General features: G+C 39.5%; 25 protein-coding genes and 1 tRNA gene. 11 read left to right on the forward strand and 15 right to left on the reverse strand.

Annotated elements, in window-relative coordinates:
* Positions 1 to 107: 107 nt before the first annotated feature.
* A complete protein-coding gene (locus tag BLS16_RS04865) occupies positions 108 to 386 on the reverse strand; it encodes a UPF0175 family protein (protein WP_092330655.1) in 279 nt (92 codons plus the stop codon).
* Positions 387 to 639: 253 nt separating this feature from the next.
* On the reverse strand, positions 640 to 840 hold the full coding sequence (locus BLS16_RS04870) for a hypothetical protein (RefSeq protein WP_143015501.1): 201 nt from the start codon (positions 838 to 840) through the stop codon (positions 640 to 642).
* A gap of 344 nt (positions 841 to 1,184) precedes the next feature.
* On the opposite strand from BLS16_RS04870, the gene BLS16_RS04875 reads away from it, so the two are divergent.
* From BLS16_RS04875 to BLS16_RS04905, 7 genes are all read left to right on the forward strand, one after another.
* On the forward strand, positions 1,185 to 1,886 hold the full coding sequence (locus BLS16_RS04875) for a polyphosphate polymerase domain-containing protein (protein WP_282433725.1): 702 nt from the start codon (positions 1,185 to 1,187) through the stop codon (positions 1,884 to 1,886).
* Positions 1,886 to 2,581 carry a DUF4956 domain-containing protein gene (locus BLS16_RS04880; RefSeq protein ID WP_092330663.1) on the forward strand — a complete coding sequence of 232 codons (696 nt, stop codon included), beginning with the start codon at positions 1,886 to 1,888 and terminating at the stop codon, positions 2,579 to 2,581. Before BLS16_RS04875 ends, BLS16_RS04880 begins: the two co-directional genes overlap by 1 nt.
* A gap of 17 nt (positions 2,582 to 2,598) precedes the next feature.
* Positions 2,599 to 4,275, forward strand: coding sequence for a CotH kinase family protein (locus BLS16_RS04885; RefSeq protein ID WP_092330666.1), 1,677 nt, complete (start codon positions 2,599 to 2,601; stop codon positions 4,273 to 4,275).
* 346 nt (positions 4,276 to 4,621) lie between these two features.
* Positions 4,622 to 5,431, forward strand: coding sequence for a phosphodiester glycosidase family protein (locus BLS16_RS04890; protein WP_242876194.1), 810 nt, complete (start codon positions 4,622 to 4,624; stop codon positions 5,429 to 5,431).
* 47 nt (positions 5,432 to 5,478) lie between these two features.
* On the forward strand, positions 5,479 to 6,552 hold the full coding sequence (locus BLS16_RS04895) for a bifunctional glycosyltransferase family 2/GtrA family protein (protein ID WP_092330671.1): 1,074 nt from the start codon (positions 5,479 to 5,481) through the stop codon (positions 6,550 to 6,552).
* A gap of 29 nt (positions 6,553 to 6,581) precedes the next feature.
* On the forward strand, positions 6,582 to 7,463 hold the full coding sequence (locus tag BLS16_RS04900; RefSeq protein ID WP_092330673.1) for a peptidylprolyl isomerase: 882 nt from the start codon (positions 6,582 to 6,584) through the stop codon (positions 7,461 to 7,463).
* Positions 7,464 to 7,852: 389 nt separating this feature from the next.
* On the forward strand, positions 7,853 to 8,725 hold the full coding sequence (locus BLS16_RS04905; protein ID WP_092330676.1) for a PhzF family phenazine biosynthesis protein: 873 nt from the start codon (positions 7,853 to 7,855) through the stop codon (positions 8,723 to 8,725).
* A gap of 94 nt (positions 8,726 to 8,819) precedes the next feature.
* Here BLS16_RS04905 and BLS16_RS04910 read toward each other — a convergent pair whose 3' ends face one another.
* The 4 genes from BLS16_RS04910 to BLS16_RS04925 form a co-directional block, all read right to left on the reverse strand.
* Entirely contained in the window at positions 8,820 to 10,055 is a 1,236-nt protein-coding gene (locus tag BLS16_RS04910) for an MFS transporter (protein WP_092330679.1), read from the reverse strand.
* A gap of 346 nt (positions 10,056 to 10,401) precedes the next feature.
* Positions 10,402 to 10,887, reverse strand: a complete 486-nt coding sequence (locus BLS16_RS04915) for a MarR family transcriptional regulator (RefSeq protein ID WP_092330681.1) — start codon at positions 10,885 to 10,887, stop codon at positions 10,402 to 10,404.
* A gap of 277 nt (positions 10,888 to 11,164) precedes the next feature.
* A complete protein-coding gene (locus BLS16_RS04920) occupies positions 11,165 to 11,575 on the reverse strand; it encodes a response regulator (protein WP_176786073.1) in 411 nt (136 codons plus the stop codon).
* A gap of 35 nt (positions 11,576 to 11,610) precedes the next feature.
* Entirely contained in the window at positions 11,611 to 11,883 is a 273-nt protein-coding gene (locus BLS16_RS04925; protein WP_242876195.1) for a hypothetical protein, read from the reverse strand.
* 278 nt (positions 11,884 to 12,161) lie between these two features.
* On the opposite strand from BLS16_RS04925, the gene BLS16_RS04930 reads away from it, so the two are divergent.
* A complete protein-coding gene (locus BLS16_RS04930; RefSeq protein ID WP_242876196.1) occupies positions 12,162 to 12,737 on the forward strand; it encodes a hypothetical protein in 576 nt (191 codons plus the stop codon).
* A 403-nt stretch (positions 12,738 to 13,140) separates the two neighbouring features.
* On the opposite strand, the gene BLS16_RS04935 is transcribed toward BLS16_RS04930, so the two are convergent.
* Together BLS16_RS04935 and BLS16_RS04940 are read right to left on the reverse strand one after the other, a co-directional pair.
* On the reverse strand, positions 13,141 to 13,569 hold the full coding sequence (locus BLS16_RS04935; protein ID WP_092330687.1) for a pyridoxamine 5'-phosphate oxidase family protein: 429 nt from the start codon (positions 13,567 to 13,569) through the stop codon (positions 13,141 to 13,143).
* Between the two features lie 88 nt (positions 13,570 to 13,657).
* Entirely contained in the window at positions 13,658 to 14,527 is an 870-nt protein-coding gene (locus tag BLS16_RS04940; protein ID WP_092330689.1) for an AraC family transcriptional regulator, read from the reverse strand.
* Between the two features lie 224 nt (positions 14,528 to 14,751).
* Between BLS16_RS04940 and BLS16_RS04945 the strand changes: the two genes are divergently transcribed.
* From BLS16_RS04945 to BLS16_RS04955, 3 genes are all read left to right on the forward strand, one after another.
* Positions 14,752 to 17,439 carry a PAS domain S-box protein gene (locus BLS16_RS04945; protein WP_092330691.1) on the forward strand — a complete coding sequence of 896 codons (2,688 nt, stop codon included), beginning with the start codon at positions 14,752 to 14,754 and terminating at the stop codon, positions 17,437 to 17,439.
* A gap of 170 nt (positions 17,440 to 17,609) precedes the next feature.
* Positions 17,610 to 17,996: a response regulator gene (locus BLS16_RS04950; RefSeq protein WP_092330694.1), complete on the forward strand. Its 387-nt coding sequence runs from the start codon at positions 17,610 to 17,612 to the stop codon at positions 17,994 to 17,996.
* A gap of 137 nt (positions 17,997 to 18,133) precedes the next feature.
* Positions 18,134 to 18,207, forward strand: a tRNA-Thr gene (locus BLS16_RS04955).
* Between the two features lie 16 nt (positions 18,208 to 18,223).
* On the opposite strand, the gene BLS16_RS04960 is transcribed toward BLS16_RS04955, so the two are convergent.
* The 7 genes from BLS16_RS04960 to BLS16_RS04995 all read right to left on the reverse strand — a co-directional run bounded on the left by BLS16_RS04960 (position 18,224) and on the right by BLS16_RS04995 (position 24,506).
* Positions 18,224 to 19,435, reverse strand: coding sequence for an NAD(P)/FAD-dependent oxidoreductase (locus tag BLS16_RS04960; protein WP_092330697.1), 1,212 nt, complete (start codon positions 19,433 to 19,435; stop codon positions 18,224 to 18,226).
* A gap of 395 nt (positions 19,436 to 19,830) precedes the next feature.
* Positions 19,831 to 20,766 carry an IS3 family transposase gene (locus BLS16_RS04965; RefSeq protein ID WP_143015502.1) on the reverse strand — a complete coding sequence of 312 codons (936 nt, stop codon included), beginning with the start codon at positions 20,764 to 20,766 and terminating at the stop codon, positions 19,831 to 19,833.
* Complete coding sequence (locus BLS16_RS04970) at positions 20,703 to 20,996, reverse strand: transposase (RefSeq protein ID WP_092330702.1); 294 nt, start codon at positions 20,994 to 20,996, stop codon at positions 20,703 to 20,705. The genes BLS16_RS04965 and BLS16_RS04970 overlap by 64 nt, the downstream gene beginning before the upstream one ends.
* A 247-nt stretch (positions 20,997 to 21,243) precedes the next feature.
* Positions 21,244 to 22,119 carry a methionyl aminopeptidase gene (locus tag BLS16_RS04980; RefSeq protein ID WP_092330704.1) on the reverse strand — a complete coding sequence of 292 codons (876 nt, stop codon included), beginning with the start codon at positions 22,117 to 22,119 and terminating at the stop codon, positions 21,244 to 21,246.
* A gap of 94 nt (positions 22,120 to 22,213) precedes the next feature.
* Positions 22,214 to 22,531 (reverse strand): helix-turn-helix transcriptional regulator, encoded by a 318-nt coding sequence (locus tag BLS16_RS04985; protein ID WP_143015503.1) that lies wholly within the window; start codon positions 22,529 to 22,531, stop codon positions 22,214 to 22,216.
* A gap of 120 nt (positions 22,532 to 22,651) precedes the next feature.
* Positions 22,652 to 24,016: a DUF6179 domain-containing protein gene (locus BLS16_RS04990; RefSeq protein WP_092330707.1), complete on the reverse strand. Its 1,365-nt coding sequence runs from the start codon at positions 24,014 to 24,016 to the stop codon at positions 22,652 to 22,654.
* Positions 24,003 to 24,506: a DUF6323 family protein gene (locus BLS16_RS04995; RefSeq protein ID WP_092330709.1), complete on the reverse strand. Its 504-nt coding sequence runs from the start codon at positions 24,504 to 24,506 to the stop codon at positions 24,003 to 24,005. Before BLS16_RS04995 ends, BLS16_RS04990 begins: the two co-directional genes overlap by 14 nt.
* Positions 24,507 to 24,567 lie beyond the last annotated feature (61 nt).

The raw sequence follows: 24,567 nt of genomic DNA on the forward strand, positions 1-24,567 counted from the left end.
ATCAAGTATTCTTTGAAGCAAGGTAGGCGTTATTCTAAAATCGACATTCATTAGCTCTGTTATATCAGCGGGCTGGAATTTGAGACAATATTCATACACTGGGCCTCTTAATTTCGTGGTTGGATAAATTTAATGTCATCTTCATACATTTCCTCTGTATAATCGATAGCAGGAATATTCAAATGGTTAAGAATATTGATGAATTCTGATAAAGACTTGCCTGCAAGTTGGGCAGCCTTTCCAAGACTTATATCTTTGGATACGAAGAGACCTATGGAAAGGTTGAGTTTTAGTTTATCCTCAAGGGTCTTGCCCTCTATATGCAGTGAGTTTATCTCCAATAACACATCCTCAGGCAGATACATGTTGATCGCTATCTGATTCATAATCTCTCACCATCCTTCAACCTTTAATCATTCCACAATTAACATTATTTTTATTATAAACAATGAATTCTATGTGTTGCTCATGACGATGGTTCAAATCACTGATTATTTCCATTATAACACAATTCAAACTGAAACAAGTATGCAAAACGACCGAAAATTTAGCCACGGGTCAATTCTTCCTCATTGAATTCGCAATCCGATAATAATCCAATACTTAAATTCTCACCCCTTAATCCCACGAAAATCAAGTTTACAAACTAGTGATATTAATTACCAGCAAAATAATGGCAAAGAGAATGAAAACCTTAAGAATATTAAATCCCATAATCACAATTGAAGCCAAATATCGTACTACTGCATTCGATTCGTCAACTGGCTCAACATGACGAGACAACAGAATTGTAGCTAAATGTAATACGACTCCCAAAAACAAAAGACCTATGATTTTCAAAATCATTGATCCTCCCCTCTTAACCCTAAATTTCTGATAACTTAATAATTTCAATCACTCTATAATAGCCAGATGTCGTTGTCTATAGATTTCCACAACTGATCTGAACATTCCTTCCAATTCAACAAATTAAATCCAGACAGCATCCGCCGAATATTCACGGAGCCCTGCTCTCTTTTTGTGTTGATGGAAATTACTCCGTCAAATTTGGAGGCTTGAGATCATTCCTTCAGCAAACATTCAGTTCATCCTCAATTCCAATTCAGCAAGCTTCGTTATAATGCCAATATCCCAGTGAAGCATTACACATGAGGAGAAACGAGGTGTGAACACTGAACCAAGCTATCAAATATCGTCATGAGTTAAAATTCTTTGTTAATTTTCATCAATATTACACCCTGCGGCAGCGCCTTAAAAACCTGATGGAACAAGATGAGCACGTCGGTCCTACCGGAGAGTACCATATTCGCAGCTTATACTTTGATGACATCGGCAACAAGGCCCTTGCTGAAAAATTAGGAGGGATAAGTCAACGTAAGAAATACCGGATCCGCATCTATAATTTAGAAGACAAGGTGATTCACTTTGAAAAAAAGATTAAGAACGGGGACTATATTGCCAAAGTCAAAGAGTCACTCACCAGAGAAATGACTGACAACATCCTGGCCGGGGACTATCAGAGACTTAAGAACCCGAGCAACCCGTTTTTGCTGGAATTACACAATGAAATGGCTCATAAATTGTTGCGCCCAAAAGTGATTGTAGATTATGTCAGAGAGCCTTATATTCAGCCGAAAGGTAATGTTCGCATCACCTTTGATAAAGACCTGAAAAGTGGTTTGCAGCGCACCGATCTCTTCAATCAAGAGTTGAGTATGGTTCGGGCCTTGTCAGAAAACCACATTATCCTGGAAGTTAAATACGATGAGTATTTACCCAGCCCTATTCGAAACGCCTTACAGTTGGAGGGCTTGCAGCGTCAGTCCGCCTCGAAATATGTAATCTGCCGAAAATATATTAAATTAAATTCATGGGAGGACCAATAATGAACACTGATACAGCTGCTCTTACCTTTACGGATATTATTAAAAACTCTGTCATGAGTAATTTTGTTTCCGATATCGCCATTTCTCAAGTCCTGATTACCATGACCATGGCCTTCTTTGTCGGCTTCTTCATTTATCTGCTTTACAAGCGAATTTTCAGTGGCGTCTTATACTCGAAGAGCTTTAATGTGACCTTAATCGGTATTACGATGGTGACTGCCATGATTATCATTGCCATCAATTCAAACCTGGTCCTCTCCCTAGGTATGGTCGGTGCACTCAGTATCGTGCGATTTCGAACTCCTATTAAAGACCCTACCGACCTGATTTTTATTTTCTGGGGTGCCGCCGCAGGCATTGTAGTGGGCGCTGGGTTCTATTCCCTGGCCATTACGGGATCCATTATGATTGGTTTAGTGATGTTTATCTTTATCAAGAAGTCCTCCTTTGAAACCCCCTACCTGCTAGTGGTTAATTGCGACGGCGACGAGAGCGAAAAAAACCTTCTCAGCCTAGTCCACAAACATGCCAAACGATATAATTTGAAACAGAAAAACGTATCCCCAAACAATCTTGAAATAACTCTTGAAGTTCGAATTAAAGATAAAGAAAGTAGTTTTGTCAACGAAATTTCAGCACTTGTTGGCGTGAAAGACGCTGTACTCATCAGCTACAGCGGAGATTTTGTATCATGATCGGTGGTGTTTAAGGAATGAAGTTCAAACTCCCAGTACCGTTTCTACTTTTCGGATTTGTTATCCTCTTGATTATCGGGGTCATCAGTAACGGTGGATTCACTCAAACTTATACCTCCGAGACCTCCGCAAACTACTCAGAAGTTATAGACACCAACGCTGTCCTCGACGAAACGGTGTTTCCCAAAGACAAAGTCGTCGATGTGAAAATCACCATAGATGACAATGATTTTCAAGATCTCATCGAAAATGCTTCGGAGGAGGAATTTAAAACCGCCTCTGTGGAGTATAACGGCATAAAGCTTGATAATATCGGCATACGGGCCAAAGGCAATTTGTCTCTACAGAGTGTTTCCCGGACAGATTCCGAGCGTTATAGCTTTAAGCTGTCCTTCGATGAATATATGGACAATCAGACCTTAGCCGGACTGACAAAAATTAACCTCAACAACATGTACAGCGATGCCTCCTATCTGCGAGAATTCCTCACCTATGAATTAGCCGAGGCAATGGGCCTGCCGACCCCTAAATACTCTTACGTCAATATCTACGTCAATGACGAGCTCTGGGGCTTCTATCTCGCAGTGGAACAGATCGGGGATGCCTACCTGGAGCGGAATTTCGATAATACCACCGGTGAATTGTACAAGGCCGAAATGAATGGAGCAGGCAGTGATCTCACCTGGTTAGGAGAGGATGTTTCATCTTATTCCAGCCTGGTCGAGAAATCAAAGTCATCTGATAGCGATAGCCTGATTAACATGTTGAATGAACTCAATAACGGCAGCGATTACGCGAAGGTGTTGGATGTGGAAGAAGCACTTGGCTATGTTGCTCTAAACGTGCTCACCGCAAATATGGATAGCTACTTGGGCCAAAACAAGCATAATTATTATTTGTATGAAGATGATGGCGTCTTTTCCATACTGCCTTGGGATTATAATATGGCCTTCGGAGGATTTGGGGGATCTAATATCTTAATTGATGAGCCCACGCAAGGTGCTTTATCTGAAAGACCCCTTATAGCTAAGCTGCTTCAAGTAGAGGAATATAAAGCAACTTATCATGAAATGCTTAGTGAAGCCATCGAAGGCTACTTGTCTGATGCCCAGTTCCAAACCAGAGTGCAAGAACTGACTCAGCTCATCGATCCTTACGTCAAGGCAGATCCCTCCGCCTTCTCCACTTACGAAGAATATGAGCAAGGGGTAACTCAATTACTGTCCTTCAATACCTCTAATGTTCAAAGCATCGATCAGCAGCTTGAGGGAACAATTCCTTCCTCGGGAGACGGTTCAGGAAGCGGAGACACTCGCGGAGGTGCTATGGGCAGGGGGCAAAGAGGAAATAATGTCCCAGGGAACGAACCAACCGCAGCAGAAGGACAACCCGTGGCCAACGCCCAAAACCCGGACGCCCCGGCACAAGTGGAGCAGAGTCCTAACGGACAGACTGACCCAAATCAGGCTATCGGCCAACAACAGCCTAATGACCAACAAAATGAAGCACCCCCATTTGCTAAAGGGGGGCAAGGCGGCCCACCAAATGGCATGGGTGGCATGGGGGGCCCCAACGGTGATATGAACTCAACAATTGGCCAAGGTAGCGTCACCGAGTTAATCACGACAGGGATTTCACTGGTTGTTCTCCTTCTTACCGGCTTGTTTATCACATTTTTTAAACGCAAACGTTAATAGGTCAACACAAGAAGATTATCTCCCTCAGCATCAAATAGCGCTCTCCTTCCACTGTCCAAGTGGAGTGAGAGCGCTTTTCTTATGGTTGTTAGACCCATTTTTCCATTTATTACTTCTTATTGTAGATCAATTAGTTCATTATTTCAGCTGAATTTCAGCTGCATCTCAGGGTCATTTAAGGATAGCATTGTAAAGTATACCTAGAGTCCTAACTCAGTAAGGGAGGCTAAACATCGTCGATACTAAGATTAAAAGGAACAAAGCCAGATACATCCTACTCATTATATTATTAGCCACAGCTTTCGGGTTATACCTCCTGGCAGATCGTTATTTGATCGAACATGTGGAAGGCAAGATATTAACAGCTGAAAGTGCCGTTACAGAAACTCAAAGTAATGTGGAGTCCGATGATTGGAACTACAAAAGTGACAATGTGACTATCAACATTGAAAAAGTACAAACCGGTCAAGGTGAAGACATGGTCACTTATTTTGTGGCAGACGTTCAAATGAGTGATGCTTCAAGTTTGAAATCAGCCTTTGCCAAGAATATCTTCGGACGAAACGTTGTTGAAAAAACCTCTCAAATTGCTGCAGATAACCAGGCCATCTTCGCGGTAAACGGAGACTATTACGGTTTTCGCAGCGATGGGGTGTTAATCCGGAATGGCGTTCTGTACAGGGATGAACCGGCTCGGGTTGGTGCCGCCTTATTTGAAGATGGGACGATGCAAACATTTGCTGAAACAGAAGTAGCCTCCTCTTCCCTATTAGCCTCAGGAGCCCTTCACACTTTATCCTTTGGTCCGGTCCTGATTAAGAATAGTGAAATCCTTGAGGACTTTGAGAAGGTTTCCATCGATAGCAATTTTGGAAATCGCTCTATTCAAGGCTCGAATCCCCGAACAGGTATAGGCCTGATTTCTGCTAACCATTATGTCTTCGTAGTTGTGGATGGGCGTAAGGAAAACTACAGCAAAGGTATGACCTTATCTGAGTTTGCCGCTGTATTCGCCGACCTGGGCTGTACCGAGGCCTATAATCTTGACGGAGGAGGTTCCTCAACCATGTATTTTATGGGCAGAGTTGTGAACAACCCTCTAGGTAAGCAAGAGGAACGTTCAGTTAGTGATATTTTATATATAAAAGGGTGATTGATAGCTAATTAAAACTCCAAACTCATTAAGTAGGAGGTCGAGTAATGACGATACTGATTCCTGCATACGAACCAGATCTAAGACTATTGATCCTGATCGAGAAATTACAGGCTGTCTGTAACTTTAAGATCATCGTTGTGGATGATGGCAGCGGCAAGGCCTACCATGAGATTTTCAAGGCTGTCAAAGCTTATGGTTGTACTGTGTTAACTCATACAACAAATCAAGGTAAAGGACGAGCCTTGAAGACAGGGTTTCGATATATTCAGGAAACAGGAGAAAATGAAGGGGTTGTCTGCGCTGATAGTGATGGGCAACATTTACCCCAGGATATTATCAAGATATCTCAAGCAATCAAGGGGGCAAAAGGACACATTATTCTCGGCTGCAGACGTTTTACAGGGAAGGTCCCCCTGCGCAGCCGTTTTGGAAATACTGTAACCAGAATGGTCTATTCCTTTTCCACAGGTCAACGGATTCATGATACCCAGACAGGGCTGCGTGGGTTCAGCCCAGCTATGCTCGACTGGCTCTGCAGTGTTCCGGGAGAGCGCTTTGAGTACGAAATGAACTGTCTGCTCGCAGCTGAGGAGGAAGGCTACTCCTTCAGTGAGGTGGATATCCATACTGTATACCATCACAACCACTCCTCACATTTCCGAACCTTTATCGATTCGGCTAAAGTATATTTTCCGATTCTAAAATTCAGTGCGTCTTCCCTGCTGTCAGGTCTGCTTGATATCGCCCTCTTGCTGCTTATACAGTCTATATATCCGAATTTATTACTTGCTGTAGTAGGAGCGAGAGTTTGCAGCTCTATCTGTAATTATACTTTAAATAGGGCCTTTGTCTTCTCTAAAGACAATCAAACCGGCTTCCAAGGTTCACTGAAAAAGTACTTCACCCTCGTACTGGTCGTAATGGCTTTGAATTATGCACTTCTGCACATGATCAATCTCCAACTCGGTGTCCCCTTATTTTATGCCAAACTTCTCACTGAGACAATCTTATTCCTATTCAGCTATTTGATACAAAAAAGACTAGTGTTTAAGGATCCTAAGGGTTCTTCTGAACAGGTTATGATCAAAGGACCGGAGTATTGTAAACCAACGTTCTAACTAATAATCAACTTTAAAGGAGTAAAGCAATGACATTTAAAAAACTTAAGACGATTTATGTAGGGCTGTTCACCATCCTCTTAGTTGCTGTAATTGGAATCGGATCTGTTTATGCTACTCAAAACAACATTGTTGCCAAGGTCAACGGGGTGGCCATCTCTGAGACGGAGCTACAGGAGTTTCTGCTTCAGCAAGGGGGCAGTGATGCCTTAAATACTTTGATTCAACAGAGTATCATTGAGCAAGAAGCCGAAAAACAGAAGATCCAAGTTACTGAGGCGGATATTGATAAGGAACTTGCCACAGTGAAAGCATCCTTTGCTAGTGAAGAAGACTTTAGCCAAGCCCTGGCAACAAATGGGATCACTCTGGATACTCTTAGGACAAATATCCTAACCAATCTTCAAATGACCAGACTGCTTGAAGCCCAAAATCCTATAACTGAGGACGAAATAAAAGCATACTTTGATACGAATAAAGACAGTCTTGACGTTGCCGAGGAAGTAAACGCCAGCCATATTCTAGTGACGACCGCAGAACTTGCCAACGAGATTAAAGCAAAGATTGCAGCCGGTGAGGCTTTTGCTGACTTAGCTAAGCAATATTCAACGGACGAAAGTACCAAAGAGCTAGGTGGAAACCTTGGCTTCTTTGCTAAAGGAGAAATGGTACAAGAATTTGAAGAGGTGGCCTTCTCTTTAGAAGTTGGCCAAATCAGTGATCCGGTCAAGACAGACTACGGATATCACATTATTAAGATTGAAGCCAGAACGGAAGCAAAGGCAGCCACTCTTGAGGAAAGCAGCGATAAAATCAAAGAGATCTTGTTAGATCAAAAATTGACTACAGAATTTGATCCTTGGCTTCAAGAACGATTAACCGAGTATACTATCGAAAATTATTTGACCTAGAATTTTACAACCTTCATTAACTACGAGAGGGGCTAGCCCCCTCTTTTTTTGCTTTTAGGGTAAAATCAAAAAGGTTGGGGCAGATCTTTCTTTCTGGACAAGTTCTCAATAGTAAGTGACTTTTTTTTGCATTCTTTGACTCAACCCCTGCTGGTTAAGTTTATTTAATAGGTTGTATGTGATAGAGTATCTTTGAATTCATACCATTAATTTCATCGATTGCAGAAATATTTTTCCTTCTATATAATGGGGCTTTAAATCTATTAATTGTTTAATTTATTTTTTTATTGTGAAAATTTCTCCGACTTAGTTAGAAATATCAACGTTGATCTTAATTTTCCCATTCGAATTTTTCGAGTAAAAAGACTGAAGGATTGAGAGGAACAACTATGAAAGTGAACGCGTATGCAATTAATTCATTTGCAAAAACCACCGAAGGAGGTAACGCGGCAGGAGTAGTTCCAAATGCTGATTTTCTGTCAGATGTACAAATGCAAAAAATTGCTGCCATTCTCGGATTCAGTGAGACAGCATTTGTTCTGAAATCGAATCTGGCAGATTTCAGGGTAAGATTCTTTGCCCCGAGGGAAGAAGTGGATCTATGCGGACATGCTACAATAGGAACCTTCTATACTCTGGCAGCTCTAGGCTATCTAAAGCCGGGCAGCTACCTGCAGGAAACCAAAGCAGGAATTTTGGGAGTTGAAATAACGAAAGACATGTCGATTATGATGTGTCAGCCGCTCCCCTCTTTTTTTGAAACCGTTGAAAAGAGCGAAATCGCCTATTCATTAAACATTGAAACAGCCAGCATTCTTGAAGATCTGCCGGTTCAAATAGTATCCACAGGTTTGAGGGATATTATAGTGCCCATAAAAAGCTTGGATATTTTACACACCATAAAACCGGATTTTGAAAAAATCAGAGAAATCAGCAGAAAGTACAATGCAGTCGGTTATCATGTATTCACACTTGAATCAATCAATAACTCCACCGCCTGCTGCAGAAACTTTGCCCCCTTGTTTGAGATCCCGGAAGAATCCGCTACAGGTACATCAAACGGCGCTCTTGGCTGTTACCTTTATAAATACGGCAAGCTCGATTTTAATCAAGCTTCACATCTTATCATTGAACAGGGTTATTCTATGAAAAAACCGTCGGAAATACTGGTTTCCCTGGCTGTTGATGGCACGGAAATCAAAGGAGTCAAAGTTGGCGGGAAAGCATTAAATTTATCTTCAATTATAGTTGACATAGGTTAGTTCAATCTTAGCAAGACTCACAGGCTCGAAGGGCCAGCACTTTGCAACTTGCAAAAATGCTGGCCTTTCGTCTTGCCTAAAGAAAGCAGGCAGTTTATATTGTTACAGGCGTTCTCTTGTATAAAACCGGTATTGCCGCCGCTATAAGGATCATACCCATAAAAGCGGGTGCGGCATGACCAAGTGATACATAGATTTGACCTCCAATGATCGGCCCAATCATTCTTGCCAAAGCCTGAATAGATTGGCTGCCTCCTTGAATCCTTCCTTGTTCACTGGAATCGACAGACTTGGAGAGCATCCCATTGAATGAAGGTCCAAAGATCGAATCACCAAAACCAAATATAAACATTCCAGCGATTAAAAGAGGATAGAATGAAAACAAAGCCGATGCTGCAATAAGACTGTAGCCTATGATCTCCGCAGCCATGCCAAGAATTGCAATGCGAGCATCACTAAGTTTCAACAACAGCTTTGGCATTATCAAGCCTTGGGAGATGATGTCTTGGATGCCCATAATTGAAAACATAAGTCCGATTAGGGCTGGCTTCCAACTGAAAGTATCGATTGTAAATTGCGAAAAAACTGCCTGTAAAGATCCGTTGGGTATCCAAAGTAAGAAGGCTGAGACAAGGAGCCTGTTTAAGTTTTTCATGGCAAGTATGTTTGCCAGCTGGGTAAATGGATTCAGTCTTGTAAAGGTAATCTTTTTCAGTCTATTATTCTTGTCAAGGCTCTCAGGCATATAAAAGAATCCATAAACAACATTCAATAAAGTTATTATTGCTCCAAAATATAAAGGTACAGAATAGCCAAACTTAGCAAGTAATCCACCTAAAGTGGGGCCAATGACGGTGCCTACACCTACAACCGCACTCACCCACCCAAAGTACTTGGTTCTCTGTTCCCGAGGAATGATGTCTGCAAAATAGGCGAAGATAGTGCTTATGGTCCCGCCTGTTATACCATCGATGATGCGCCCGACAAATAGTATCCATAGAGCCCCTCCTAAGCCAAAAACTACGTACCCGATTGCGGAACCCAAAAGGCAAACTAAGAGTACCGGACGACGGCCATATCTGTCGCTTAAAGCTCCAAGTCCGGGAGCCGCAAAAAACACGCAGACTGCATAAACAGAGGTCAGCAGCGTGACAACTATAGCTTGGTCTCCCGGATTGCTTATATAAGGCTGCACTAAGAATGGAACGACTGGTGCTATGATCGTGAAGCCGATTCCGCAAAGAAACACAGACATAAGACCGAATATTAAAGCCTTTTTATCGACGGTTGGTTCTGTGGTCTGTTCATTGGGTGATCTAAATTTGAACATTAAATTCTCCCCTCAAGAGTTGTATTTTTGCTTCCTTGGAAGCATATTTATCCTATTATAGTTTTCCTTCCTTGTCAACAAAATAATAGCAATGAAAAAGCAGCCTGTTCTCAATAGAGTTGGGCTGCCTGTGGTTTTCATTATTCAAATTTATCCGATGACTACCAGACGTAAGACTCCCATCTTCTATAAGTACGAAAGCATCCAGTGGTTGCTTTCGCCGAACCGCAAACTACACAGAACAACTTTAGCGGTGAGGATGAGATAACGGCTGCTACGTCCCTGGATAAGTTCTTCTAAGCTTCAGCTGGAGTAAGTATTCCTCTTAGGCAAACTCCATCTGAAGCTAAGAATCCCTTGATTCCGACTTAATATCTGCACCCAGTTTCTTTATTTCTGCATCCAAATGCCTGCTATACTTTTCCACGAAGCTAAGCATACTGTCAAATTGTTCCTCGGTTACCTGCTCAAATACGGCCTTATCCCGCTCTTGAAACTCTTTGTGCAGTTCCTCGTGGATTTCATAAATTGCTTTCCCTTGCGGAGTCAAGCGAAAATAGATTTCTTTCTTGTTATCCGGCTTCTGGTAGCTTTCGATAATGCCTTTTTTTATGAGCTTCTTAGTCATTTTACTTATAGCACCGCTAGTCATATAAAAGGACTCTACAAGTTTAGTCCCGTTGGAATCTTCATTTCTTCCAATGTATTCGATGCAATGTACTTCAGAAGACTTATAACCCTTGAGACTGTCTTCCATCTTAGACTTATTAAGCCAAACCAGCTTGTTAAATAAGTCCCTGAAACCCGCTATGACCAGTTCTTCTTTGTTCATGCCTGCCTCCCACCCGTTGGTGCATTAACTATATTATCTTAGATTTTTGTTGCTATTCAACAATAGTGAGATAATTATTTTAGGAATTGGGCTTACCGACAATCACGTCTACTTCCCGAATATCCTTCCGGCTGATCGCCCACTAATAAACGATGTTCCATTGTTCTGTATTCCAATCAGAACTGAGCAAATCTTAGTCATAATAATCTAACTCTTCTTATTTAGCTGTAAGATATGTTTGAATTAATTATTGACATGTTTCCTAACACAATGAGGGTTATGAAATTATGCTTTGGTTGATATTAACGTTATTTAATAAATCTTTTATAAGAACCCCTAGTTCTGTCAATTCAAACGGTTTAATTACAAAGTGTTTAATCTTTCCTTCTTTGACTGCCTTTTGTAAATCTTGTGCATCAAAGTAAGCACTCATAATTACTACTATTGTTTCTGGAACTAAATCCCTTAATCTATCCGCGGTTTGTAAACCTCCTAATCCAGGCATCCTCAAATCGAGCAACACAAGATTAGGCTTCTCCTCCATAACAAGTCCTAAAGCCGTTAATCCATCAGATGCTTCTTTAACATAGTAACCTTCTTGAGTTAAAAACTCACACAAAAGTCGGCGTATACCACAATTATCATCAACCACTAAAATATATCTATTATTCCTCAACAAAAATTCCATCCTCCCTTGCCAGCAAAATACGAATATGGTAATCGTTATTCGTCAAGCGATAGTAATTTATTAACCAGTTCAGTAACCATTATTTCCATACTATTTATTTCATCTAATATAACTAGTGAATGATTGACTTTATTATTCAACTTACCCAGTTCTACATATCCTTTAAGAACTGTTAAATGGTCAATTAAATTGTCACAAATACTGACTATTTGATCTTTGTTCATATTCAATCCGCCTCTATAAATAATAGAAAACACTTTTGTAAAGAGGGAAGAAACTTCAAGAAAATAATTTTCTTTTTCTACCATAATTATTATATAATCCTTATTCTATATTCTTTTATTTACATATACAAGCAAGGATGAAATTTAAGTACCACGAGACAGAGCCTTATTAAAGCAATTCACATTTGATAAAGTACCTGGTCAAATAGCTAAACATTAACACATAATTTTCCAGTATCTAATTCTTAAACAGGGAAATCTTATGTTTTAAGAACGTTAATCTCTGACTGATGTTACACATCAGAGCAACGAGCATTTCAAATTTATTTACTACAATTAGACGAAAGAAGTGATCATATAATATGAAAAAAATTAGGGATTCTATGTCGGTTGGTATATTAGGTGGATTAATAGGTGCACTTTGTATGGATGTATCAAGTTTGATATTATGGCGTACAAAGAAAACTGAAAGTCTCCACGGTCATATTGCAGGTTCTATGATAATGAGTCCAATCAAATTAAATCAGCGGAAAAATTTCATACTTGGTCAGATATTTCATATGACAGTAGCATCAGGTATTGGTGTCGGGATGGTCGAAATACTCAAAAAATATGGCAAAGACAATCATAATCTTAAAGGTGGCTTCTTGTCAGTGCTAACCTGGGGATTTCTATATATTTTCGGACAAAAAATGGGTTTTTATAGAATGAATCCACGTTTAACTAAAAGCAGTTATTCAGAAATATGGCAACACCTCGTATATGGTCTTGTTACTTCAAATGCTATAGTTGCCTTAGCTGACCCAACAATTTTTTCTAAAAAATCCTCCATAAATACTCAAGCGTTAATACAGGGAAAAAATAGAGTTCGATCTGTTCAACCTATATACTCAGATGTAAATGCTGACTCTACTGAATCTCCAAAAGTGATAAATTGATTTTGGCCCACACCACCGTTACGGTATTTTGATAGCCGCCGATTCTAAATACATAATGGAGCTTTATCACTCTTCAACTCCTGACTTTAGAAGATAAGGTAAAAAACCGCCTAATCGCTGGAAACGCCAAAGCGATTAGGCGGTTTTTTAAACGTCCTATTATTCTGACGTTTTTTCTCGAGTCTAATTTTGTGCATGAGCGGAACTAAGTCAACGTCATATTTGTTTCCCAAGGGGTGCATTTATTTACAAAGGATGCAAAAGAAGAAAACAAAAAAAGCACCGTTAAAAACGATGCTCAATTTGTATCAAAAAAGCCGAAAGCCCCGATAATACTGAACTTCTTATGTTCATTAATTGCCGGGGTTTGTACAATTACCGGTTCTTGCGGATAAAACTAAAGCTAGAATCTAATTCTGGGTATGTCCGCTTCCTTAAGATTGTCTTCCCATGTCCAAAAATGAGCCTCTCCGTTGTCCACCCGGAAAAGAATAAAGTTAGGATCATCTGCCGTATTTATACCGAGGGCTTTTAGAAAAGGTCTTTCGTCTAAAGCTTTAGTCTTTAAAACAATATCCTCAACAAACTCTACACGGCCTGTTATCCGTAAATGCTTCACATGTTGCAATGTTACAAAACAAAGTTCCACATTAGAATTAGCTAGCAGTTGAGAGTATAAATTCTTAGAACTGGCAGTTGTAAAATAGATTCCATCCTCTTTTACCCACAATGGAACCATTCCCCTACCCCTAGGTTGACCTCCATCGTTAGTACACAAAGTACACGTTGCTTGACTCTCGGTGATAAATCTAATGCAATCTCCAAAATCCATTTCTATACCTCCTTTTGACTTTTGTATATTCTACCAAAATCCCAGAAGAAGGTCTTTGCTAATTTTGCTTATTGTTTTTCCATATTTGCTATTGTGATTGCCTTATAAAATCAGTTGGGGTTATCCCAACCTTTTTTAAAAAAGTTCGACTAAAGTGGCTGAGGTTGTTAAAACCGCTTTCAAAACAAATTTCGGTGACTGACTTATCCCTACACTTTAAAAAGAGTTCCTTAGCATGATAGATTTTAACATCTAACATATAATCCATAGGTGTTTTTCCGACTTCTGCCTTGAAGACTCTCGAAAAATGGTACGGACTCAAATTAGTAACCATAGCAAGGTCATTTAGGGAAAAGGCTGTTTGATAGTTCGCATGAATATAGTCTATGGCTCGGGCAATAGGTTTCTTCTCAGCATAAGATCGTTCATTAACCGGAAGAAGGCAATTACTTTTAAGATGTCGAAGCAGATAGACTCCTACCTGGATGGCTATGCTTTGGGTTATTAGGTTATATCCAGATTGCTTGAACTTTAACTCGTTAACAAAGTCTGTTAGCATATTCTGGAGGTAGGCATCGTAGGCGTAACTAATGTTTTCAAAGGATAACTCCATAGTGTTGAAGATGGATTTAGCTATATTGTTAAGGAATTGAACATCCAGGAATAAAGCAATAAGTGTATTAATGGAAGTTTCATCTACGGCTATGTGGGGCTGTTCGCAATTTACGGGTAAGATTTTATTGTATTCAAGTTTCACAGTTTTCTTGTGAAACTTATAGGTGGTGGTAGCTCCGAAGGGAATAATGAACTCATACCCTCGATGAATATGCTCAACCTCGTTAAAGTTCATAGGTTTCTTAGTTATAAAAACACCCATACTATCTGTAACAAAAGCGTCTACAGTACTTGGAGATATGGGCTGTAATTGCCCTAAAATTTCTATCCATCTCTTCTCCAAACCTATCTCTCCCACCTAAAATCTGTCGAGCAGTTCAAATTCTTTTAGGCTAATTTTACCATAATATTATGCTATAAAAACCCATATCGAATTATTATATACAGAAGTGATTAATATACCAAATTATAGCTCCTATCCGACAAATAAATGCGACAAATTTTTAGGAACATTGGATGTACAATCTAATTATTAGAAAATATTTTGATATATCGGAGGGATTTATTTTGTATTACGACCTTGCATCCAATGTACTCGATGTAATGTTATTATGTGGTATTCTGATCTGGATTAACTTATCTCTCAAAAGTAAATATTCTCGTTTTTTGTTAGGTATTCTATTCGGACTTATAACTATCTTTGTTATTAAGGGCAGAATTGAAGTTTTTGAAGATCACTTTTATGACTTCCGAAATATCACTATGACGATGGCAGGATTTATTGGTGGTCCGATCACTGCTATAATTGCAGCTTTCATAGGTGGGCTTTATCGATATTTTGTAGGTGGAAACGGATCTATGGGCGGCGTCTTCAGTATTATCGTTTTTGCTTGTTTTGGAAGTATCTTAAGAAACCAGGTGAAGAGTAGTCAAAATGGCAAAAAACTTCTATTTTGGTATATCATCGGAATGGTTATGTCATGTATCTCTTTATTTGTTGTGGCCTTTACGCCCCCGTGGGGGGATAATAGGACAGTTGTTCTTAGTGTCATTACTGTCCCAGTTTTAATCATCAATCCAATTGCCACAACCATATTATTTAACTTCTACTTCTTGATATCCGAGTTCTTTGGCAAAGCCTCAATCCTAAATACAATTGTTAACGTTAGTCCAATAAACTTAATGGTTTTCGATAACAATGGGCCAATTCTGCAAAGTAAAAATCTAAAAATGCAACATCAAACTTCCCAAATTGCAGAAACCTTTGTTCAATCACCGGATTGCAAAAGAACCTTCTTGAATGCCACAAAACAGGAGCATCGAGAAATCTGTACAGATGATCAGAGACACTATGTCGCTGACTTGTGTAGTTTTCAGCTGCCCTGTGGGGAATTTGCCTGTGCAGCTATCCTTAACGATGTTACTGATCGGGTGAGAGAACAAGAAAATCTCAGAGGTGCAACTAATCGATTTGCCAAAGCATTTCAGTTAGGTCCTCATATGATGGCTATAGTTCAGATGTCTGACTTTCGATATATAGATGTTAACGATCGTTTCCTTGAAGAAAGAAATTTCAACCGTGAAGATGTAATCGGTAAAACGCCCATCGAGTTGGGCTTGCCTGAGAGTGAATTTGGGCGAATCATGGAAATCCTCGATCTACAAGGGTCTATTCAAAATGTTGAATGTTCATTAGTAACGAAATTCGGTTCGATGGGTACGGTAATTCTTTCTGCTGAAAAGATAGAAATTGACGATCAAGAATGTATTCTGTTTGCTTATAATGATATTACTGAAATGAAACGACTGCAAACAGAAAGACTTGATCAACTGTCAAAATATTTGACGTTAGAGGCAGAGCTTTCTCGAAGTAACCAACTAATAGCAGACATTATCAATAGTATGCCGGACGTATTTTACGTATTAGACGATCAATGGCGCTTTACCTATATCAATAAAAAAGCCTCAGAGTTGTTCCGCAAAACACGAGAAGAGCTCTTAGGTGAAGTTTTATGGGAAACAATCCCCCAAGCCCGAGGAACTCTGCTGGAATTAATTTATCAAAAGTCGATCATTGATTGCCTACCCATAACATTCGAATACCCCAGTTTTTTACATAACGACACATGGTATGAAGTCACTGCTTATCCTTCCAAATTTGGGTTGACCGTTTATTATCGAGATATTACCAAACAAAAACTAGTACAGGAAAAATTGGTTTCTTCTCAAGAAGAAATGACCTACATCCTTGAAAGTATGACAGATTGTTTCTTTGCCATTGATAATAACTGGCTTTTCACTTATGTAAATCGCGCAGGAGAAAAGGTGATGGAAAAATCACGTGAAGAATTGATAGGCATGAAATTGACTGAAGTTTTTGAGGCCAATGACACCACTCTCCAGCGGTTTAATGAAGTAATGTGCGAAAAGAGGTCGGTCACTTTTGAAATTCTTTCGGAAGCCTTAGGTAATAAATGGTTAGAGGTAAGTGCTTATCCTATAGGAACCGGCCTAACCTGCTATTTTCGAGATATTACAAGCCGAAAGATGGCTCAAGATGAAATGGCCAGACTCGACCGTCTTAATCTTGTCGGACAATTGGCTGCAGGGATTGGACATGAAATAAGGAATCCACTGACAACAATTCGGGGCTATCTCCAATTGATTGGCATTAAACCAGATTATGCAATTCTGAAGCCAACCTTCGACCTAATGATTTCGGAAGTTGATCGTGCAAATTCCATAATTACGGAATTCCTTTCCCTGGCTCAAACAAAAAAAAGCGAACTGAAACAACAAAACCTTAACGATATTCTTGATCAGTTATATCCTCTTTTAGAAGCCGATGCGTTTTCTCAAAATAAACAAATCCGCTTCACTCTGGGAGAGATTTTCGATCTAGAATTAAATGCCAAAGAAATCACTCAACTCATTCTCAATCTAACCCGCAATGGGCTCGAAGCAATGGCAGAAAGAGGTTGCCTGACTATAGAAAGTTATTTACAGGATGATAAAGTGGTACTGGCAATTGAGGATGAAGGATGCGGTATTCCACCTGAAAATAACCAAAAACTCGGAACCCCCTTCTTTACTACTAAAGATACCGGGACTGGGTTAGGTCTAGCTACATGTTACAAAATTGTCGAAGCACATGGAGCTAAGATTTGTGTCAATTCCAGCTCAAGAGGTACAACATTCTATATTTATTTCCCTATTCCAGATCAGGCAAAGGAAAAACACCAAATGATCGCCTGAACGTCATCATGTATTCAAAATACTTGTGCAAATAATCTGAATTTTTAGAGGATTATTCATTGTATATAGCGAAGTATTCTATGTAGTAAGCTACTGGGTTCCACTTTAAATCTTGCTTCTATTCTTAGTATAGGTCTTTCTCATTCTATAAAGAAAAGAGATGGTTATCTTTGAGTAACGATTATCTTTTGGTTGTAGATGATCATTTTGGTGTACGGCAACTTATGTGTGAATTTTTATCTCGGGAAGGTTTTCGCGTTAAAGAAGCAGCCGATGGGTATACTGCTTTACAAATAGCTAGTGAAGAGAAACCCAAACTAACATTCTTAGATTTGAAAATGCCTGGTTTAAGTGGATTGGAAACTCTGAACAAATTGCTACAAATACGTCCAAAGACGCAAGTGGTGGTAATGAGTGGCTATACCCAAGATAATGCTTTGACGTCCGCTGTCCAGAGTGGTCTTGTTAAACACTTTTTAACCAAACCTTTTGACCTAGATAATTTGCGTCTGATATTGCCTAGCTTACTGAGTAATCCTTGGGAGTCCTCAAATTAAAACACCACTCGTCAAAAACTTGGACAGCTTCTGAAAGTCGAAATTGCCCTGCTTGATTGAAAGCAGGCCTTGCTACCTGTTAGTTTTTGCCCCTTTATAATAGGCAGGAATTATTCAATACTCTGGAGAAAATACACGCTGGTGCAGCTCGATTGGAAGAGTAGTTGATTAGTTTATCAGCTTGCGGGTTCGATTCCCATCACCAGCTCCATCCAATGCAACATGGATCATTCAAACCTATCTACTTTGAACAGCTTTAGATCTTCATTCACTTCTCCCAAATATAAATTGCTGAGCATCATTCCACCTAATATGGAGAATAAAATGCCATTGGCTCCGTATCCTAAGCAGTACCATAGCCTTTCATTCTTAGGATCTTTTCCCAGGAAACCCAGGTTGTCATCAGTGGATGCAAAAGCCCCACAGTATCGATACTCGATCGCAATCTTCAACTTCGGAAATAGGTTTTTCAGGCGTTGTTCTAACTTATCATAACTTTTGGTGCATAATTCTTCATTTAATATATCGGGTAGAAATTTAGTATCCTCTCCGCCAATGATGATTCTATTATCACTCGTTGTTCTGAAGTAATGATAAGTAACTTCATTGTCTCTAACGATGACTCCCTTTAAAATATCCTCTAGATTATCGATTGGTTTTGTGGCAACATTAAAGGCGGTCGTTTTAGTTCCGAAGACCCTTTTCGTAAAAAGATGCGTGTTATACCCAGTCGCCACAATTATCAGTTTACCTTTAACTTTATGGCCAAAGACTGTTTCTGCCGTAACCCCCTGCTCGCTATACCTCACATCCAAAACCTCTGTGTTTTCATACACGTTTAACCCCATACTAGAGCCCACCTCTAACAGAGCATGCGTAAATTTATAAGGATTCAATTGGGCTCCTCCACCTTTACTTAATAGACCAGCCTTAACATCAAAGGAAAATGGATTAGTTTCCTTTTCAATAAATTCCACCCTAAATCCATTTTCCTTTCTCAGCTTATACTCTTGCTCAATCTCCTTTGTTTCTGTATCTTTAGCTGTATAGTACAAACCATCGACTCGCTTAAAGTCACAGGTATTGCCATTTTCGGCGATAAACTCTTCGATTTCATCTAATGCCTTAATTCCTAACTCATACGATCTTAAAATATTTGGGATTGAGGTATATGACTTTAACGCCATCGCATTGCTATCAAGCTCATATTGCAGAAGTGACGTAGAGATACAAGTACTTCCATGAGCAATTCTTGATTTCTCTAGTATGACGGCCTTAATCTTCTGTTTAGAGAAATAATACCCTAATATCGCTCCGGTTACGCCTCCTCCGACTATGATCACATCGGTCTCAACGTTCTCGGTTAAATAATCATACTGCCTAGGCAATGGACTAATTCTCCTAAAAATACATTCTCCTTGGACATACTGTATCTTCATATAATATTACTCCCTTGTTTCTCAAGCAAAATTCATACTTCACATAATAAAGAAAGGTGACTATTGCTCAGATATTAGCACTTCTTTAATTCCATAGTGTAGCTTTCGCTATACAAATCATATTTATGTATAGTAATGAGTAAGGGAATCACAGCATTATCCGCATTTGCTGCAGAATAGTTTTCCTGTTATACCATAGAACCGGACAGGCGTTTTTATGTAATGAGTCCTATAAAAATGACCTTATAACAATAGCACCAGCGTTCTAATCATGAAACGCTGGTGCTATTGTTATCTTCCTGGGTGGTATCAGAATAATGTTTAACAAAAAGTCCTTTGGTCTTCTGTCAAGATTTCGGACAAGTTAAAAGTAGAAATAATCTCAGTTTATTAATTTAACACACTAAAGTATTTTCGAAATCATAGGGTGACATCATGCCACAATGTTCATGAATTCTAACGGTGTTATAAAAAGCTTCAATATACTCAAAGACTAATTCCTGAGCGTGTCTAGTGTTTTTAATCACATACCGGTTGAGCCATTCTCGCTTAATTAAAGCATGAAAGGCTTCTATACATGCATTGTCCCATGGGGTTCCCTTCTTTGAGTAACTGTGAATAAAATGGGCAGCTGGAGTAGCCTCCAAATAGCTTTTAGATACAAATTGAACGCCTCTGTCGCTATGGATTACTACAGGCTGACTAATCTTTCGATTCATTTTAGCTTTTTCAATGGCCTTCAATACATGCTCTGTGGATAAACTATCTGATACCTGCCAGCCTATGATTTTTCTAGAAAACAAATCCATCACACTTGTCAGATAGGCAAATCCAGATAGGGTGTAAATGTAGGTTATATCCGTAACCCAAACAGTGTTGGCTGCCTTCGGATTAAAGTCTCGATTAAGAATGTTTTTAAGCTTGTTATCAAAATCAGGATCTATGGTTGTTCTAGTGTAGGGACGTACCCAGATGGCTTTTATTCCTTCTTCTCTCATGTAGTTACCGACGGTCTTCTCTGCGATTACATGCCCCCTTGATTGAAGAATTGAGGTTATTTTTGGGGCCCCATATATTTGATGAGATTCATTATAAATCTCTGCAATTTCAGCTTTGACTTTTTGCTTCCTTATTTCCTGATCAGATGGAGTTCGTTTGACCCAACTGTAATATCCTGATGAAGAAACGCCCAATAATTTGAGCACACCGTTAACAGAAATCTTGCGCTCCTTCGATGCTAATCTTGTTGCTAAATATATTGATTCTGTTAGTTGTTCAGTATGCTTATAGCCTTTTTTAAGATGTCCAGTGCATCCTTTGAATCTTTTAATTCCTTCTTTAAGCGAGCAATTTCTTTTTCTGCGTCTGAGCTAAGATTACCCGATCCTCTGTGATTAACAGTACCGTGATTGGTTTGAGCACTTGACACCCACTTACTTAAGGCTGACTTGCTAACTTTAAGATCTCCGGCTACTTGTTCTAAGCTTTTGCCAGATGAATGATAATACTCTACGGCATCCTGCTTGAATTCAGCACTATATTGTTGTTTGTGTTTTCCCATTATACAGTTCCCCCTAGTTCAGTTAATTTAATTTTATAATAAACTAGGGAAAATCTCTATTTAAGTTGTCCTATTTCTATTCTAGCATCACCTTTATAATTTCTTCTCAAGTAAATAAAATAATCCTTTTCTCCACTTTACTCCTCCAACCTTTTCATATCCAAGAGTCTGATACATTTTTAAGGCATTAGCATACCCGAACCTCAAAAAACGTCAAATGACTAATGGGTTTTTCTAAACAATCAAGTCAATATGCCAATACCTCATGACCCTCATCTGTTACCAGCACCATAACCTCCCATTGAGCTGACGGCATGCCGTCTTTGGTATAAGTAGCCCAACCATTTTGTTTATCCAAACAAATTTTGTCTGTACCCATATTAACCATCGGCTCTATAGTAAATATCATGCCTGGCACCATCAGCATTTCAGTTTTTTTCTTTGAAACAAAGCTTACCCATGGGTCTTCATGAAAATCCAAACCAATTCCATGCCCACCAATATCTTTTACAATAGAATATCCATTTTTTATAGCATGTTCATGCACTGCTTGCCCCATATCTCCAAGAAAGCCCCAAGGTCTTACTTGTTTTAATCCATACTCGATGCATTCCTTAGCAACACGAACCAGTTTTCTCTTTCCTTCGTCTATATCCCCAATAGAAAACATTCTGGAAGAATCCGAGAAATATCCCTTGTAAATCGTTGAAACATCCACATTGATAATATCCCCATTACGTAATACCACATTTTCCGAGGGTATTCCATGACACACCTGTTCGTTAACAGAAGTGCATACACTTTTGGGAAATCCATTATATCCAAGCTGTGCCGGTAAACCGCCTAATTCTATTGTTTTTTGATATACAAGCTGATTTATATCCTCTGTTGTCAATCCTGCTCGAATATATTTTGCGATACAGTCTAAAATCGCAATATTTATTTTTCCGCTTTCACGTATTCCTACTATCTGTTCCGGCATCTTAATAATATCTCTAGGCGGAACTGCATGCCCTTGCATTTTATAAAATTCGATTTTATCATCGAAATCTGCGTGACACTTTTTATATTTTATGTGACTACCACACCAACACAGATCATTTCTTTCCAATTTATTGAGCATCTAACTATCCTTTCATTGTTAAAGCATATTATAGGGAGTGAAGGATTCATCATCCGGCACTGGGAGTATATCAGGCTTCATTTATGATTGAATCTTAGTTTTTTCGATATTGATAAGGGGTACATCCGTATGCAGCCACAAAAGCTCTCGTAAAAGCTTCTTGAGATGAAAACCCATACTTTATTGCTATATCCAAAAACCTCATTTGCGTATTTTTAACTTCTACCGAAGCAAGACATAATTTACGTTTTGATATATATTGTTTAAAAGTAATTCCAACATTTTCATGAAACTTAGTCGAACAATAGAATGGAGAATACCCAACATAATTGGACATTTCAGCAAGTGTTGGATTACCCGTTATATTATCTTCAATCCACTCAATCATATTTTCTATGGTTTTTAATGACAATTATTATCACTCCCTGCTGCAAAACATTATATCATCCTCTGTCATCAAAAATTTGATATAACTTGCAATATTAATCCTCATAACCGGGAACCTACGCGAAACGACAGTATCGTCCCCCAGCTATATCTCTATACAATCCAGCATAGCTGCTGCCTGTTTTATCAAATCCCTCCCCTTCGCCGGAAGCGCAGCAAGGAACTTTTGCAAACACTCGCCTAGCACAATTTGGCTTTCCCTAAGCTCATATCGATCTAAGGCAGAGGGCATCGGATGTTTTCTTACCAGCGCTGCAATTTCAGCAGGGTTTAACTCCCTAAAAATGCTGAGAATTTCTTCTTCGCGAAGTTCCGCATCCAGTAAAATATCCTCTAAATCGGCAAGGGAGTGTATTTCACCCTTGATCAGGGCTTTCTTGTCAGTCAGATAACGGCATTGCCTAATTTCTTCTAATACCTTACGATATTTTTCATCGTCCATCTTCTCTCCAAAGGAAAAGATGAGCTGCCTGTTGTTTTCCGGATATTTGGGGAGGATGAACACACGATCCAATGTTTGCAGCAGGACTGCGTTTTCTATTACCGCAGCAATTTGAGGCAGACTGCCCCTTAGATACCTTTTTAAGGGCTCGGTCAGCTCCAGCAGTTCGCTCAGTTGACTTACGGCTCCCCTGAGAATTTCCACGATTTCGGTTCTTCTTTTGCCACGAAATAAATCACTCAGAATTTTGATGGACGAAGGTGCCATCTCCAGCCTGTGGACATCCTTGCCGGAAAGGATGCATCCGATTGCCGCAGATAACACCGGCTCGTAAATATTAACGAGCAGCTCTTCATAATCTTCATCGTATCCATAAAGCAGATGATGAACATCCTCAGCAGAGAATTGCGCACAAAATAGATTTTCGTAGTAGATACACTCTAAATACTTCTGTATAAACTCAATCCCAACCAACCGTTCCATTAGATGATGAACAGGATAGTCTGCAGTGATATGAATTTCCTGTGCGGCAAATTCAGGGTAATATAGCTTGAAAAAGCCTTTTATGCCCTCCACAATAGTGGAGCGGTAAAACACATTTTCGGTTTGCAGCAAATCTCCGATAATTGAAGAGTGCAGGATTTTTGTTGACTTTATCAGTCCGTCTATACGCTCACGTCCGGCTTGATATAGAGCGTACATGCTTTCTTTTTGGATTACTGCCACTGCTTCATCGGGGTTAGGATAGGTCTTTAACCATACACCAATGGTGAACATAATGGAGGTTAGAAGACTCTGTGCTCCTTCTACTCGGATCGAGCTGCTGCCCCCGCTGTTATACCTCTCAGTTTGCTTGGCCAAAAGTGAGAGGCAGTCAAATTGTATTTTCTCAAGCTGTGTCTCTGACAACATCCCCGACATATAGGCTTGCTCAAGTAACGATTTGAAATAATATTCACTGCTTAATGTTTCTCTTTTGATTCTGCGGATCTTATCAATATCTGCCATATTCATCATCCTCCTTATCCGCATCCAATTGGATAGCATCGTCTGCATAATCCGGAGCGTAACCATAGCGCAAGTTTCGGGCAAGCTTATATAGTTCCCGCCCCGATAGCAGTTCAAGAGAACCTTGGCATATTCCATTAAAAGCATTTTTCATATACTTGATCAAGTCGTCATCGCCCATCAGATCAAGAGTTTCATTCTTGTAATAATAAAATATTTCTAAAAGCTCATGCAAGGTTTCTTCATAGTTATGCCTTGAAAGATAAGGTGAGTTGCAAAATTCCTTAATTATCTTGTCAATCACGCCGCCACCGAATTCAATCCGGCCATTTTCCTTTAATGCAAAAGAGCGAGTTTCAACCAAGGCGAGAGCCTGTGCCTCTGTCAGAACAAGACCAAATTTCACAGTCAGGTCATTGCATTTCATGACTTCGTTGACAGCTTGCTTTTCTACCAGAGCGCCACTAAACAAGGATAATTCAAAGGCCATAAAAAATAATCCTCCTACTTTAAAAATAGTGTTGACAACTCAGTCTATATGTGTTATAATT

This window comes from Desulfosporosinus hippei DSM 8344, assembly GCF_900100785.1.
GTDB lineage: Bacteria > Bacillota > Desulfitobacteriia > Desulfitobacteriales > Desulfitobacteriaceae > Desulfosporosinus > Desulfosporosinus hippei.